The organism is Pseudidiomarina piscicola (assembly GCF_902806985.1).
In the GTDB taxonomy this organism is placed as follows: domain Bacteria; phylum Pseudomonadota; class Gammaproteobacteria; order Enterobacterales; family Alteromonadaceae; genus Pseudidiomarina; species Pseudidiomarina piscicola.
In genome coordinates this window covers 25,478-40,268 of the sequence record NZ_CADCXY010000002.1, presented here as the reverse complement: position 1 = coordinate 40,268, position 14,791 = coordinate 25,478, and the positions used below count along the sequence as shown (strand labels likewise).

Here is a 14,791-nt window from a genome sequence, read left to right as displayed (position 1 = left end):
ATGCGACCGCGTTTGAAAATGCGCCTCGGTGACCTGTTGGTGCAAGAAAAGATTATCTCCGAGTCGCAGTTAATGCAGGCTCTTGAAGACCAGCGTACGAATGGCCGTAAGCTAGGTGTCACCTTGGTTGATTTGGGCTTCATTGAAGAACAAGAACTACTCGAGTTTTTAGCACGCCAATTAAATATCCCGTTCGTTGAATTAGGTGACCGTAAGATTGCCGCTGATGTGGTTAACTTACTGCCCGAGATTCAAGCGCGCCGTCATCGCGCGCTGGTGGTTGAGGCCGACGACAACGAAGCGCTGGTGGCCATGAGCGACCCCGCTGATCTGAGTGCCGTGGACGCCATTAGCCAATACCTACAACCACGCACCATCAAGCTTGCCGTTGCACCTGACCACGAATTGCTTGAGGCTTTTGATAATCTTTACCGGCGCACCAAAGATATCGCCCAGTTTGCCAGTCAGTTGCAAACGGAGTATGAACAAGATGAAACCCTCGATTTAGCGGCCCTCACATTGGAAGATGAAGGCGACGACGCCACCGTCGCCAAGTTGCTACAGTCGATTTTTGCTGACGCGGTGCAAGTGCGGGCGTCGGATATTCACATTGAGCCTGATGATCGAGCATTGCGCATTCGCATGCGGGTCGATGGCATGTTGCAAGAAAACGTGCTGAACGAGACCACCATTGCCAACGCCCTTGTGTTACGTTTGAAATTGATGGCAGGCCTGGATATCTCTGAGAAACGCATGCCCCAAGACGGCCGCTTTCAGGTAAAAGTTCGAGACCATTCCATCGACGTTCGTATGTCGACCATGCCGGTGCAATATGGTGAATCCTGTGTTCTCCGTCTACTAGACCAGTCCGCTGGGTTATTGCGGCTAGAGCAGACCGGTTTACCGGCGCATTTGTTAGAGCGCGTGCGCACCCTGATTCACAAGCCCTATGGCATGTTAATAGTCACCGGGCCAACGGGCTCAGGTAAAACGACGACACTTTATGGCGCATTGAACGAGCTGAATAAAGCCGAGAAGAAAATTATTACCGTGGAGGACCCGGTTGAGTATCGGCTACCGCGTATTTCTCAAGTTCAGGTAAACGCCAAAATCGGCTTAAATTTCTCACGTGTGCTGCGTACAACCTTGCGCCAAGACCCCGACATTATTATGGTCGGCGAAATGCGAGATAGCGAGACCGTAGAGATAGGTTTGCGCGGCTCTATTACCGGCCACATGGTATTAACGACCCTGCACACCAATGATTCCATTACCAGTGCCTTGCGGCTTATTGATATGGGCGCCGCGCCTTACTTAGTTGGTGCTGCGGTACGCGGTGTGCTGGCACAGCGGCTGATTCGTAAAGTCTGTGAGAGCTGTAAAACGGAAGTCACCCCAGAGCCGGCCGATTTAACGCTGATTCGGCGTATGGCACCGGAAATCCCGGCCGACGGCTCAGGCTTTTATCAAGGCAAAGGCTGCCGAAATTGTAATAACACCGGCTATAAGGGCCGTATCGGGGTATTTGAATTATTAGAATTCAATGAAGGGATGATCAACGCTTTGCGTGACGGCAACATGCGCGAATTCGCCAGCACCGCTCGTGCGTCAGAGAGCTTTCGGCCATTAGCCTTGGCCGCGTTAGATTATGCGCGACAAGGTGTAACCAGCGTTGACGAGGTGTTGTTCCTAGCCGAAACCGTCGAAGAAGAAGAAATTCGCACGACCTTGATTGAAGGTGAGTCAGAGGACTCGAGCCATGGCTGAGTTTAGCTATCGCGGGCGCGACGCCGCTGGTGAGCTGGTCACCGGGGCCTTAGAGGCAAACTCTGAACGTGCCGCTGCCGACACCTTAATTCGCCGCGGTGTTACGCCGTTGACGATTCAACAACGTCAGGCAGAAGCGAAGAGCGAATCGAACTTTAACTTATTCGCCGAAAAGGTAAACCGTGATGATTTGATCGTGTTTACGCGCCAAATGTACTCACTGACAAAAGCTGGAATACCTTTGCTGCGTGCGATTCAAGGGTTGGCAGAAAATAGCCCGAAGAAACGTATGCGGTCAGTGCTAAGTGATGTGGTTGAACAACTCGAACGTGGCCGTGAGCTATCGGTGGCCATGGGTGCGCACCCGAAGGTCTTCCCGCGTTTGCTGGTTGCGATCGTCCATGTGGGTGAAAACACCGGACAATTAGAAGAAGCCTTCGAGCAACTGTCTGACTACCTAAGTAAAGAAGAAGAAACGCGCAAACAAGTGAAAGCTGCGCTGCGCTATCCCATGTTTATTGTGACCGCCCTAGTGGTGGCGATGTTTATTCTAAATATCTGGGTGATACCGACGTTTGCGCGAATGTTTGAACAATTTAATGCCGAACTACCGTTACCAACGCGGATTTTATTGGGTGTTTCGGACTTTTTTGTCAGCTGGTGGCCGCTAATGCTAGTGGCGATCGCTGCGCTTATTTTCGGCGTTAATCGCTTTCGTACCAGTGAGCAAGGTAGGTTACACTGGGATCGTTGGAAAACGCGCTTACCGATTTTTGGCGATATTGTATTTCGCAGCCTATTGTCGCGCTTTTCTCGTAGCTTTGCGGTGATGTTGCGTGCGGGTGTACCCTTAACGCAGTCGTTACACTTGGTCGCCGATGCCGTGGACAACTACTGGATGCACGATCGTATTGAAGAGATGCGACGTACCATTGAGAAAGGTGAAGGCCTCTCCCGAGCGGCGCAAAGTACTCATTTATTCACACCGTTGGTGATGCAAATGATCAGCGTCGGTGAAGAAACTGGGCGCGTCGACGAATTACTTAACGAAGTGGCCGACTACTATGAACGTGAAGTCGATTATGATTTAAAAAACCTAACCGCGCGTATTGAGCCCATTTTATTGGTGCTAGTGGCAATTATGGTTGCGGTAATGGCACTGGGTATCTTTACCCCAATGTGGGACATGATGGACGCCTACAAAGGGCGATAAAAACTGACGATGATCAATAAAATGTTAAAGAGGATGTCACTATGAACGCCGAGCAACACAACCAACAGCACGGCTTTACTTTGATCGAGCTAATAATTGTTATTGTCATTCTTGGCTTGTTAGCAGCCTCTGCCTTACCGAGGTTTACCAGTGTAAGTGCTGACGCTGAAGACGCCGCAGTCGAAGGTGTGGCGGGCGGCTTTGCCAGTGCTGTGAGTCTGGTACGCGCCGAGTGGGAGCTGCGTGGCCGACCTAAAGGGAACGCCCTTGGGGCTGGCGCCGTAGTGGTGATGGACGGTGTTCCGGTGAACGTGGACGGTAGCACCGGCTACCCCGTTAGCGGTGACACCAACACCGAAGCACATGACCAAAACATGAGTAGCGAAGACTGCCGTACCATCATGCAAGCGATTTTGCAGGGCGCCCCCACAGCCACCGCAAATTTTGGCTTGTTAGGCGAAAATCGTTATTATGTGAATCGTGAAAACAATGGTACCAATGACATCTGTGTTTATTATCTGGCCAACACCATTAAAAACTTGAGCTCAGCACCCGCTGGCAACGATTACTTAAGTGTTGGCAACGCTTTTGTTTATAACCCGCGCACTGGTGGCGTGAGTATTTTTAGTAACAACTAACACGCAACTACACATTTAAGGGGCATTACATGCGTCATCAAAAAGGTTTTACACTGATCGAACTCATTATTGTGATCGTAGTGCTAGGTATTTTAGCGGTAACTGCGGCGCCACAATTTATTAATTTCTCAAGCGATGCGCGTGAAAGCACCATCAAAGGTCTTGAAGCAAGTATGAAGTCCGCCGTCGAGCTTAGCTACGCAAAAGCAGCAGTAGAAAACAAGCTTTCTGGCGAAGCGAGCATCACCACTGCCGACGGTAGTACCGTTGCATTGATGAATGGTTATCCAAAGGCTGCCGCTATTGCCGCTGCAGCAGGTGCCGGCGGTGACTGGACTTTTGAGGAAAAGACCACAGGGGTTTATACCTCTGGCTCGGAGGCCAACGGTGTATACGTTGGGACTTTGTCTAGTTTGACCGACGCAAGCCCTACATCTACCGAGATTGAAGCGACAAATTGCTTTATCACCTATACCGACAACGCAGATGACTTAGGTAAGCCCAGTCCAGCTGCAACGATTTCAGGTTGTTAATTTTTGAAAATAAAGGAGAAGTACATATGAAACAAAAAGGTTTTACATTAATCGAGTTAATCATCGTGATCGTGGTGCTAGGTATCTTAGCTGTCACCGCAGCACCGCAGTTTATTAACTTTTCATCAGATGCCCGTGAGTCTACGGTAAAAGGTGCTCAAGCATCTATCCAAGGTGCGATGCAACTGGTTTACGCAAAATCGTTGATCGACGGTGACGATGGTGAACCTACGGGAACTGTAACCACAGAAGGCGGCGATGTGTCTACCGTTTATGGGTATCCTGCAGCTAAAGGTGTAGACCCAGCGGGTGGTATTCAACTCGCTGCAGGCATCTCAGGTAGCGAGTGGGATATCGATGATACCACGTCAGGCGAGATTACCTTTTCACCAAAGGGCGCAGCGACAGGCTGCTCTGTTACCTATACACAAGCAGAAGAAGTCACATCAAGTGGCTCATCAACAATAACGCCGGCTAAAGTAAGCGTGGCTCCAAACTTAGAAGATAACTGTTAATAGTGTGATTAACAGGTACAAACCAAAAAGGCGCTCTTCGGAGCGCTTTTTTATTGGGTTAAATCTTTTTCAGTAGTTTTCCGAGCGTTGCCTCGGTATAAACCAAAGCCGCCATAAGCGCGCGGGTTGGTGTAAGTGTTGCCATCGGCGTCTTGCCATGGATACTCAAGGTAACTTGGTGCATCGAACTCGAAAATGAATTCACCGCGGCTCGGGCTGCCTGTTGGCGCCGTCCAATAGAGTGGGCTAGTGCCGATATTGCCGTCGACCAGTGTACCGCTGCTACCACCGGCAGAAGTGGTGATAGGGTCGAGGTAATCGACCACCGAAAGAGCGCCCGGCGCATATGGTGTCGAGCTATCAAGACCATGGGTAGTGAACAGCTCGCCATTCCAGTATTCGGCACGCAAAGCGACGGGCAACGTTTCTGTTTCCGGGCCGTAACTATTATCTAAAGTTAAGCGACCATAACGCAGCTGCAATGAGCCATCCAGAGGTACCCCATCACCGGCCAGTGTGCTGAGCGTTTTCGCGCTGCTTTTAAAATCGCGATTGTCGAGTTCGCTAAGTACCTGAAGACCCACCTCAATGTCGTCAAATGGCCCATCTGGGGCTTCGTCGCTGCGTTTTAAGAGGCTCGCATCGCTTAGTGAGATAACTAATTGGCCAGTGTCCCATAAGCTAGGTAAAGAAGCCTGCCAGCGGCTCGAGAAGTCATCACTGGCTTGATCTGCGGGGGTATTGCGGATCACCGACTGTAGTACTGCGGTACTGGCGTAGTTACTGCCGTAATTGCGTAAGCGTTGGCCATTGACTGCGCGCGCTTCGACGATGGCATCAATGCCAATGCCGGCATGATCCATGTACGAAAAGCTGCCGTCGCTATTGGTGACCGAGCTGGTGACCAGCGCAAAATGGTCAGGATAAAACCGTCCTATAGCACTTTCTGGCCGTTGCAAGGCGTCGCCACCACCTAAGTAGTCGTTGTTATTGAGAGCTGCGCGTAAATTCACAGTACCAGCTTCGAACCAGCGAGCACCATCGGTTTGATACGCACCGGTAATGGTTGAGCTCGGCACAAAGGCTTGGCTGAGGGTTAATTTACTGGCGTTTGAGCCGGCGTCTGCCGGGCTCGGATACGCCATAGATGCAAAGTCTGCGGTCACGGTCACTGGGCTAATTTCGCGACCGAAATTAGGGGTGGGGTTACCGGCCGCGTTTCGACTTTGAATCACCATGCTAAAATCTTCTCCAGCGGCGACATAGCCTGGACCTGTTGCGCCGGTTGCGCTCCACAATTGATCGTTGTCATCAAGTGCGACGACCGAGAGGGTGTGCGGCTTAACTACATAGTCGTTCAAACTGGTCCCTTGCAGGTTGGTAGCCGGGTCGTTGATGCTGCCAGAAGCCGATGAAGGGGCGAGGTTTAAACGCGCATGCATCTGCAGTAGGCCTACGTCACTGTAATTATTGTTTAGTACTGCGTTACCGTTACTGTCGAAGTTAACGGCCACCGAACTGTAGGCAAGTGCGCTACCGCTGTTATTCAAATTCACGTTGGTACCGTTTACGGTATAAGTTTGGCCGGCTTGACAGTTTTGAGGATTGGCGCACTCAATAGCAAACTCAACGTTTTGGTTGCCACTGACACGCGCTTCGCAGGCGCCCGTCGTGGTATTGGTTTGTATCGCCCGAAGGGTGGTAGTGAAGTCAAGGCCGGCGTGTTGCGCGGCAATGATACTTTGTCCGTCTGCAGCGGTAACCACCAGCCCGGCGGTGTTAAAATCGAGCTCGCAGTTGGTTGCTTGGCTACCACTGCTGGTGAAACACTGGGTTGCTGCCGAGGGTGTTGGCGAGCTAGCGTTCGCCGCAAGGGTGGCAGTGCCACCGTCGACCCATTGGAGCCCCGCAACGCCACTACCACTGGTAAAACTAAGGGTGGCATTTGGGCCATTGCTGCTGGCCACATCACCGCCTTGCCACGTGGGGCCAGTGGCGCCGGCACTTAAGTCAACGGACACAGCATCGGGGTAGAGCTGTGAGCAGTTGGCATCAGCACAGGCTAAAACTTCAACCACGGCGCTATAGCAACTGACGATCGACTGCGGGTGGCGGATCCGTAAATGGTGAATGCCACCGCTGCTGGGTTCACAGCCAACAGCGCTAGCGAGCTCATCCTGTAATTCGGGGCTGTAGTTAAAGGTGGTGTTATTACCCACATTCACTTCACCAGGCGTCAGTATGGCCCCCTGATAATTATTGTTGTTACCGAGTGTGACCGACGTCGAAGGGTAAGGGCTATAGATTAAACCATTGAAGTTAATAACCGTATTGCTCGAACCACCCTCATTGAAATTACCTAAATTAATGTAGGCATTGTCGTAAAGGTAAACCAACATATCACTCGCCGGGCCGCCACTATTTACGAAAATATTATTATCGCCAATCAAGTATTCGCCCACATACAGACGAACTTGATCTTGTGGCACGAGATCAATATAGGACTTGTTATCGAGGTTTAGTCGTTCAATAAAATAGTCGCCGGGGCCAAGCTCGGCAATCGAGTCTTTGCCATCAAAAATCAGCTCCTCAATGTAATAGGTACCGCCGCCGGCAAATGAAACAAACGACTTACGTTGGCCCTTCTTAGCTTTTTTATCGGCAGTAATGGTGCCGTAACTACCCGGTTGAATGTCGGTAGCATTGGTAAGATCAGGCCCACCGGTTTGACTAAAGGGAAAAGTTGCCGGGCTCAGTGCAGGAAAGTCGAGATCTACAGTGTCAACCTGGCCGTCAGGCGTCGGCGTATTGCCGTTGCCATCGATATCGTTGCCATTAATTTCGGAGTTATTGCCATAGTTAAAGCCACTTTCGCCGATAATGCCGTAATCGAGCAAGTCGCTGTACTGCGCGCACTCAGACGCACTGGGCGTACTCTGTGCATACACCGGCGTTGGTAGAGTGGTTAGTGCTACCCCTAGGGCAACACTTAGCAAGGTGGTACTGAAAAAACCTATGGATTTACTTAATTGCATCAGCAACCTCAACTAAAATTCGTTTGGAATACACCATTTCACCGCCTTGACAACTACCTTCCGCAATCAGTCGCACGTGAGTGCCACTGTATGGGCTGTTTAACTGAAGCTGGTTACAGCGGATGTCGGTTGTGCACTGAGTTAAGCCTAGTGCAGTATAGCTGTAACTGCGTACCACTGGTGGTTCGATAGTGTTACGGGCCGGGCACACCGAGCTATCAAAAGTGCCGTTCAGTGGGTAGAGTTCTACCATCACCGCATCGATTCCACTTTGGGCCGCGAATTGCGCGCGCGCACCAAGCACATCACTTGCCACTGCATTGGCGGTATCGTTCAAAGAGCGCACTAAGGTCAGCCCAACTAAGCTCATTACCAACAACACAAACAAGGCAATGGCAAGCGCTGCTCCACGTTGTCGCCGAGCAGCTTGAGTGGCACTCAATAGGTTCGAATTAAGGTACATTTGGAATAGCCACCTCGTGCGTTATTTCAAGTGCTGAACCGGCCTTTTCGGAGGATGCGAAGACAAGCAACATGCGCACTAAATTACTGCGCTGCAGGCCTGGCTCTTGCACCCGAAAAGGTTGTTGACCGAGACTCAGGTCATTGACCACATCAACCGCCATCACCTGCTGACTCGTCGCATTGCTGGTTAAGGTTGAAAAGTCGGGTTGGTTTTTCAATAGTCCGTAGTTGGCAAACCGCATCAGTGTTTGATTCGTGGTATCGATGCACCAGCTCACCGGTTGGCTGCCCACAAAGAATGAACGCGATGGGCTATCGGTAAAGAATTTAGGTGGACTCGCCGACAATGTTAAGGTGCTTAATCCTGTTTGTGGGTCATCGAGGCTAACCGCGCTAATTACTTTGCGTCGTTGCTCATTATTTCCGTAAATGTAATTGGCATTGGTGGCATACACCAATACGTAATTGTTGACCAAGTTCGCCGTCGGCATGTAGGGAGTAACGACGACCATCGGCTTATTGCCGCCAGGGCCTGGGCGAGGTAGCGATAGGTAGAGGTTCGTCCCCTGAAGGGGCATTAGTTCAAGACAAGCATTATTTGTTCTGGTACTGCGCGGTACAGAAGAGCGAATCTCTCGAGTCAAGCGCTCGATGGCAAAGCGCTGCTCGGCAACCAATTTATTGCGCGCATTAACCTGTGTGATCATGTCACTGCCGAGGCCGAGAAAACCAAAGGAGTAGATAGCTAAGGTGGCCAGTAGTAAAATAACGACGATTATTTCAACTAAGGTGAAGCCCAACTGGCGCATCAGTAATTCCCCTTCACTATCGAAAACACGAAGTCTTGGGATTGCGACGTTGCAATTCTAACTTGCACGCGCTTAAACGGCGTCACTGCCGCATCGCAAGTACCTTGAAGATCGCTGTAACAGACATCGATGGCGTATTCGAAACCGCGGTAGTCGTCTGCTAAATTAGCCCCCAGTACATCGGCAAGATTGGGCTGGCTAACTTCAAGCTGGTGAAAGTCATCCACATCGTCGAACTGATCACGTGTTTCACCTTCCGGGCCGAAGCTGGTGCTGCAAGGCGGAGCGCCGGACTCACCGCAGCGTTGGCTACCACCACTTTGAGAGCTATTTTCATCAAATGCTTTGCTTTGTATCTCTGCAATGAAGGCCTGTGCTAAGTTAGAAGCTCGGATCTGCAAAACCGGTTCAGCGCTGCGAATGGCCTGGGGGTAAATGAGGGTGGCAATCAGCGAAAACGCAAATGCTAGAACCACCACGCCAATGATCAGTTCGATCAGCGTAAATCCTGTCGTAAGCTTGGGCTTTCGACCGATTTTACAAAGGCTTGGTTGGTGCATAAGTTGATCCGGTAGTGGTTGCGCTGCGATGAATGAATCGTCAGTCTAGCAACAATCTTTAACTTGTTAAGTCAATACTATACTCTTTTTCTACATTGTGCATCGCAACCTGGGCATGGTCATGAACAAATCTGTAAGTGTAAAGAAATGGCAAGGGTTCTCGGTAATTGAGCTTATCGTCGTTATTATCATTATTGGTATTCTAGCAGTGACCGCTGCACCGGCTTTTATCGACAGCGACGGCGTCGACGAACCGCTGATTGAAGCTGAGTTGTTAAGCCTACTGCGACTGAGTCAAGAGCGAGCGATGCAAGACGTCAACCGCCGTTGTTATGGCGTCAGTTTGAGCAGTACTGAAATAGCACCGCAAGAGTGTGGCGCGACAGTCAAGGCGACGCGAATCATTACGATACCCGCCGGGGTTACGTTGAGCGTCAATTCGGCGCTTGCAAATGCCTCGTCAGGGGTGTTGTTTAATAGCTGGGGCTGCCCCGTTTCGCAGCAACATAGCTCAACAGCGGAACCTTGCGGGCAAAGTAGCGTCGAATTTGTCATTGCCGGAGCCGATACGCGTTATTTGTGTGTGCAAAGCCAAGGTTATATTCGCTCGGGCAGTTGCAGCTAATAAAGCGGCCTGAAAAAAGCCAAAGAATCTGTAGTAAAAGCAGGCAAAAAATATGCAATAATACTGACATACAAACGGGAGCAGGCTTGCTCGAGAGATCTGCAGTTGCTAAAGTTAGCGCAACTCCCCACCAATCTGACAAACTTAAAGACTAGTAAAGGGAATACCCCTGATGTTTAAGAAATTGCGCGGAATATTTTCCAACGATTTATCTATCGATTTGGGAACAGCGAACACACTGATTTATGTTAAAGATGAGGGTATTGTCCTCGATGAGCCTTCCGTTGTCGCGATTCGTCAAGAACGCTCAGGCGGTCCGAAAGGTGTTGCCGCGGTAGGGCAAGCAGCCAAACAAATGTTAGGCCGTACGCCGGGCAATATTAAAGCCATTCGGCCAATGAAAGACGGCGTTATTGCCGATTTCTACGTGACCGAGAAAATGCTTCAGCACTTTATTAAGAAAGTGCACGACAGCCATTACTTCCGTCCGAGCCCACGCGTTTTAGTGTGTGTGCCCTGTGGCTCAACCCAAGTCGAACGCCGCGCGATCCGCGAATCAGCATTAGGTGCCGGTGCTCGTGAAGTGTATTTGATCGACGAGCCTATGGCCGCTGCTATCGGTGCTGGGTTACCGGTTTCCGAAGCAACAGGTTCAATGGTGGTTGATATTGGTGGTGGTACCACCGAAGTCGCCATTATTTCACTAAACGGTGTGGTGTACTCGTCGTCGGTGCGCATTGGTGGCGATAAATTTGATGAAGCAATCGTCAACTATATTCGTCGCAACTTCGGTTCATTGATTGGTGAAGCGACAGCGGAGCGCATTAAGCATGAAATTGGCTCGGCCTTCCCAGGTGACGAAGTACTTGAAATAGAAGTGCGTGGGCGCAACCTTGCCGAAGGTGTGCCGCGCTCATTCACGCTCAATAGCAATGAAATTCTTGAAGCCTTGCAAGAGCCTCTGATGGGTATCGTCAGTGCCGTAATGGTGGCCCTTGAGCAGTCGCCACCAGAGCTAGCATCAGACATTTCCGAACGTGGTATGGTGCTGACCGGTGGTGGTGCGCTGTTACGCGATATCGACCGCCTATTGACCGAAGAAACAGGTATTCCAGTGATCATCGCTGATGATCCCCTAACGTGCGTGGCGCGTGGGGGCGGTAAAGCGCTTGAAATGATCGACGTACATGGTGGTGATCTGTTTAGTTATGAGTAACGCCACATGAAGTCGCTGTTCGAACACGGCCCTTCATTACGAACACGGTTGCTGCTAGCCCTTACTGTTGCTGGCAGCCTAATGTTCCTTGACCACCGGCTACAGACCATGCAGCCGGTGCGTTCGTTTTTAAGTACTGCGATTGCGCCAGTGCAGTACTTAGCAGTGTTGCCGGAAGAAGTGATGGACCGTCTAGTCTATTTGGCTACCACACGCTCTGCGCTACGGGAAGACAATCAGCAACTGCGTGACGAGTTGTTGGAACTGCAAATGGCGGTGCAACGCCTGAACTTCCTTGAAAACGAAAATGCTCGTTTGCGGCAACTTTTAGATTCCGAAGTACGCGCCGCCAGCCGCCGTATGGTCGCCGAAGTGGTTGCCGTGGCAACCGATCCGTTTTCCCATCAAGTCGTGATCAATAAAGGCTATGCCAACGGTGTTTATGAGGGCCAGCCGGTACTTGATAACCGCGGTATTGTTGGGCAAATCATGAGTGTCGGGCGCTCCACCGCACGGGTGCTGCTCATTTCTGATCAAAGCCATGGTATTTCGCTGCGGGCAGAGCGTAACGATATTCGAGTGATTGCCCAGGGCGTGGGTGATTTGAACCGCCTAGAGCTGAGTTTTATTCCGCACAGTACTAAGTTGCAAGAGGGCGACGTTTTAGTCTCCTCTGGGCTCGGCGAAGTGTTCCCAGAAGGCTACCCAGTGGCACAAATTGCGTCTATTGATCGTGACGAGCGCCTGCAATATGCGCGCGTTGTTGCTGTTCCTTTCGCTCAACTTGATCGCATACGTACCTTGTTGCTGCTGTGGCCGGCGGATGCAACAGAGACACCAGTTTTCGATGACGAGGTGAGTGATGTGGATTAAATCAGGGCTCGTGCCTTTGCTCGTCAGCTATGTCATTGCTTTAGTACTGATGGTGATGCCGATTCCAGCGCTGTTTGAGCCTTGGCGCCCCGACTGGGTGGCCTTGGTGGTGCTTTACTGGCTGATTGCGATTCCCCATCGGGTCGGTTTTGGTACGGTACTTATTATTGGCCTATTGACCGATATTTTGATGGGCACCACTTTTGGTATTTATGCCACCGCTCTGGTGGTGATGGCTTACCCGGCGATTCGCCACTTTCAGCGTATACGCAACTACTCGCTCACACAGCAGTTGCTGGTGGTGGGTGTACTCATCTTAATTAAACGGGTGTTGGTCTACCAACTGGAACATCTATTGAACGATGCCGTATTTAATTGGCCTTACTTGTATCCGGTACTGTCTTCAGCGGTCATTTGGCCATGGGTGTTTCTGATTCTACGCAGGTATCGGCGTCGCCATTTAATCCGTTAAGCAATTGCTTTTATCGACAAGGTTAACGTAGCTATGCAACTGGTTCTCGCTTCAGGTTCGCCACGGCGGTTCGAACTGCTCCAACTGTTAGATCGGCCCTTCAGTGTGGTCAAACCTAACATCGAAGAGCAACAACAGGCCGGGGAAACTGCTGAAGCTTATGTTTCGCGACTTGCGGTGGAAAAAGCACAGGCTGGGGCCAAGTTGAGCTCAGTGGAAGCTGCGGTCATTGGTTCAGACACCGTCGTGGTTTGCGAGCAACAAGTGCTTGAGAAGCCGGTCAATCAGGCCGACTATACTTCGATGATGCACAAACTGTCGGGGCGCAGCCACCACGCATTGACGGCCGTTGCTTTGCACTATAACGGTGCAACAAATGTGGCGTTAGTGTCCACAATGGTGCATTTTAAGGAGCTAAGCGCGGCAGAAATCGACGCTTACTGGCAAACGGGTGAACCCAAAGACAAAGCCGGCGGTTATGGCATACAAGGGCGGGCAGCGAAGTTTGTGCGTCATATCGAAGGCAGTTACCTGGCCGTCGTCGGGCTGCCCTTGTACGAAACCGAGCAACTAATTCAAGCAGCGGAGCAAAGTCAAAATGAGTGCTGAAGTCCTCATGAATGTGACCCCTACAGAAACTCGCATAGCGTTGATTGAAAACGGTATCTTGCAAGAGATCCACATTGAACGACAGGCCAAACGTGGCCTAGTGGGGAATATCTACGTTGGCAAGGTGGCACGCGTGTTGCCTGGAATGCAGGCTGCCTTTGTCGATATTGGTTTAGACAAAGCCGCTTTTTTACATGCGTCGGACATTGTCTCACCCTTATCGGCGGCGGAAGGCGTAACGCCACGCCCGGAACTCGCGCCAGACATTGCCACTTTGGTTCGTCCCGGCCAGCATATTTTAGTGCAAGTGGTGAAAGACCCGTTAGGTACTAAAGGTGCCCGACTCACCACCGACATTACCATTCCGTCGCGCTACATGGTGTTAATGCCACAGTCGCCCCATGTCGGTATATCTCAACGAATTGAAGACGACAAAGAGCGTGAGCGGCTAAAAAAAGCGGCACAACCCTACGTTGATGAGTCGTCCGGCTTTATTGTTCGTACTGCGGCAGAAGGCGCAAGCGATGATGAACTCAAGCGCGACGCGGCGTTTCTGCGTCGGCTGTGGGACACCCTGCAAAAACGCCGTAAACAAATGCGTAAAATTGGCTTGGTGTACGAAGACCTAAACCTCTCAAGTCGCATTCTAAGAGACTTCGTTGGCGATGAAATTGAGCGTATACGTGTCGATTCAAAAGTAACCTATGAGCTGCTTCATGAGTTTGTCACTCAGTTCATTCCAGAACTCACAGAAGCACTTGAGTACTACGCGGGTGAGCGACCTATTTTTGATATGTTCGACGTTGAAAATGAAGTGCAACGGGCGCTCGATCGTAAAGTCGAACTTAAATCAGGTGGGTCCATTATTATTGACCAAACCGAAGCCATGACCACCATCGACATTAATACCGGTGGTTTTGTCGGTCATCGTAACCTCGAAGAAACCATCTTCAATACTAATACCGAAGCAACCCAAGCGATTGCGCGACAGCTGCGCCTGCGTAATCTTGGCGGCATTATTATTATTGACTTTATCGACATGCAAAACGCTGATCACAAGCGCCGGGTGTTGCATAGCTTGGAACAAGCGCTGGCCAAAGACCGTGCTAAAACCTCAATCAATGGTTTTACCTCTTTGGGTTTAGTAGAAATGACCCGCAAACGTACGCGTGAAAGCCTCGAGCATGTGCTCTGCTCAGAGTGTCCGGTTTGTAGCGGTCGCGGCAGTATGAAGACCGTCGAAACCGTGTGCTACGAAGTGATGCGAGAAATTGTGCGCGTCAATCGCGCTTACGCTGCAGACCACTTCGTCATATACGCCTCGGCGGCCGTCACTGAAGCACTGATGAATGAAGAGTCGCATGCGCTTGCCGAACTTGAGGTGTTTATTGGCAAGCAGGTTAAAGTTATGGTTGAACCGCTCTATCACCAAGAGCAGTTTGACGTCGTAATGATGTAATC

Annotated in this window: 15 protein-coding genes; 11 read left to right on the top strand and 4 right to left on the bottom strand. The window is 50.8% G+C overall.

Annotated elements, in window-relative coordinates; translation table 11 throughout:
- From PSI9734_RS05010 to PSI9734_RS12085, 5 genes are read left to right on the top strand one after another with little or no spacing between them, the layout of a single operon-like run.
- Positions 1-1,767: a GspE/PulE family protein gene (locus tag PSI9734_RS05010; protein WP_173920036.1), complete on the top strand. Its 1,767-nt coding sequence runs from the start codon at positions 1-3 to the stop codon at positions 1,765-1,767.
- Positions 1,760-2,980 (top strand): type II secretion system F family protein, encoded by a 1,221-nt coding sequence (locus PSI9734_RS05005; protein WP_173920035.1) that lies wholly within the window; start codon positions 1,760-1,762, stop codon positions 2,978-2,980. Before PSI9734_RS05010 ends, PSI9734_RS05005 begins: the two co-directional genes overlap by 8 nt.
- A 41-nt stretch (positions 2,981-3,021) precedes the next feature.
- Positions 3,022-3,618 carry a prepilin-type N-terminal cleavage/methylation domain-containing protein gene (locus PSI9734_RS05000; protein WP_173920034.1) on the top strand — a complete coding sequence of 199 codons (597 nt, stop codon included), beginning with the start codon at positions 3,022-3,024 and terminating at the stop codon, positions 3,616-3,618.
- A 29-nt stretch (positions 3,619-3,647) separates the two neighbouring features.
- Positions 3,648-4,151: a type II secretion system protein gene (locus PSI9734_RS04995; protein WP_173920033.1), complete on the top strand. Its 504-nt coding sequence runs from the start codon at positions 3,648-3,650 to the stop codon at positions 4,149-4,151.
- Between the two features lie 26 nt (positions 4,152-4,177).
- Positions 4,178-4,666: a type II secretion system protein gene (locus tag PSI9734_RS12085; RefSeq protein WP_173920032.1), complete on the top strand. Its 489-nt coding sequence runs from the start codon at positions 4,178-4,180 to the stop codon at positions 4,664-4,666.
- Positions 4,667-4,716: 50 nt separating this feature from the next.
- On the opposite strand, the gene PSI9734_RS04985 is transcribed toward PSI9734_RS12085, so the two are convergent.
- From PSI9734_RS04985 to PSI9734_RS04970, 4 genes are read right to left on the bottom strand one after another with little or no spacing between them, the layout of a single operon-like run.
- Positions 4,717-7,701, bottom strand: coding sequence for a DUF6701 domain-containing protein (locus tag PSI9734_RS04985; RefSeq protein WP_173920031.1), 2,985 nt, complete (start codon positions 7,699-7,701; stop codon positions 4,717-4,719).
- The gene (locus tag PSI9734_RS04980; RefSeq protein ID WP_173920030.1) at positions 7,688-8,164 is read right to left on the bottom strand and encodes a pilus assembly PilX family protein; all 477 of its coding nucleotides are present in this window, start codon (positions 8,162-8,164) and stop codon (positions 7,688-7,690) included. The genes PSI9734_RS04985 and PSI9734_RS04980 overlap by 14 nt, the downstream gene beginning before the upstream one ends.
- Entirely contained in the window at positions 8,154-8,975 is an 822-nt protein-coding gene (locus PSI9734_RS04975) for a PulJ/GspJ family protein (protein WP_173920029.1), read from the bottom strand. The genes PSI9734_RS04980 and PSI9734_RS04975 overlap by 11 nt, the downstream gene beginning before the upstream one ends.
- On the bottom strand, positions 8,975-9,535 hold the full coding sequence (locus tag PSI9734_RS04970) for a type IV pilus modification PilV family protein (protein WP_173920028.1): 561 nt from the start codon (positions 9,533-9,535) through the stop codon (positions 8,975-8,977). Before PSI9734_RS04970 ends, PSI9734_RS04975 begins: the two co-directional genes overlap by 1 nt.
- 121 nt (positions 9,536-9,656) lie before the next feature.
- Here PSI9734_RS04970 and PSI9734_RS12080 point away from each other — a divergent pair, with 121 nt between their 5' ends.
- From PSI9734_RS12080 to rng, 6 genes are all read left to right on the top strand, one after another.
- Positions 9,657-10,160 (top strand): prepilin-type N-terminal cleavage/methylation domain-containing protein, encoded by a 504-nt coding sequence (locus PSI9734_RS12080; RefSeq protein ID WP_173920027.1) that lies wholly within the window; start codon positions 9,657-9,659, stop codon positions 10,158-10,160.
- Between the two features lie 172 nt (positions 10,161-10,332).
- On the top strand, positions 10,333-11,376 hold the full coding sequence (locus tag PSI9734_RS04960) for a rod shape-determining protein (protein ID WP_173920026.1): 1,044 nt from the start codon (positions 10,333-10,335) through the stop codon (positions 11,374-11,376).
- Positions 11,377-11,382: 6 nt separating this feature from the next.
- The gene (gene mreC / locus PSI9734_RS04955; protein ID WP_173920025.1) at positions 11,383-12,249 is read left to right on the top strand and encodes a rod shape-determining protein MreC; all 867 of its coding nucleotides are present in this window, start codon (positions 11,383-11,385) and stop codon (positions 12,247-12,249) included.
- Positions 12,239-12,721, top strand: a complete 483-nt coding sequence (gene mreD, locus PSI9734_RS04950; protein WP_246194753.1) for a rod shape-determining protein MreD — start codon at positions 12,239-12,241, stop codon at positions 12,719-12,721. Before mreC ends, mreD begins: the two co-directional genes overlap by 11 nt.
- A 33-nt stretch (positions 12,722-12,754) precedes the next feature.
- The gene (locus PSI9734_RS04945; protein WP_173920023.1) at positions 12,755-13,330 is read left to right on the top strand and encodes a Maf family protein; all 576 of its coding nucleotides are present in this window, start codon (positions 12,755-12,757) and stop codon (positions 13,328-13,330) included.
- Entirely contained in the window at positions 13,320-14,789 is a 1,470-nt protein-coding gene (gene rng / locus PSI9734_RS04940; protein WP_173920022.1) for a ribonuclease G, read from the top strand. Before PSI9734_RS04945 ends, rng begins: the two co-directional genes overlap by 11 nt.
- The last annotated feature ends 2 nt before the right edge of the window (positions 14,790-14,791 follow it).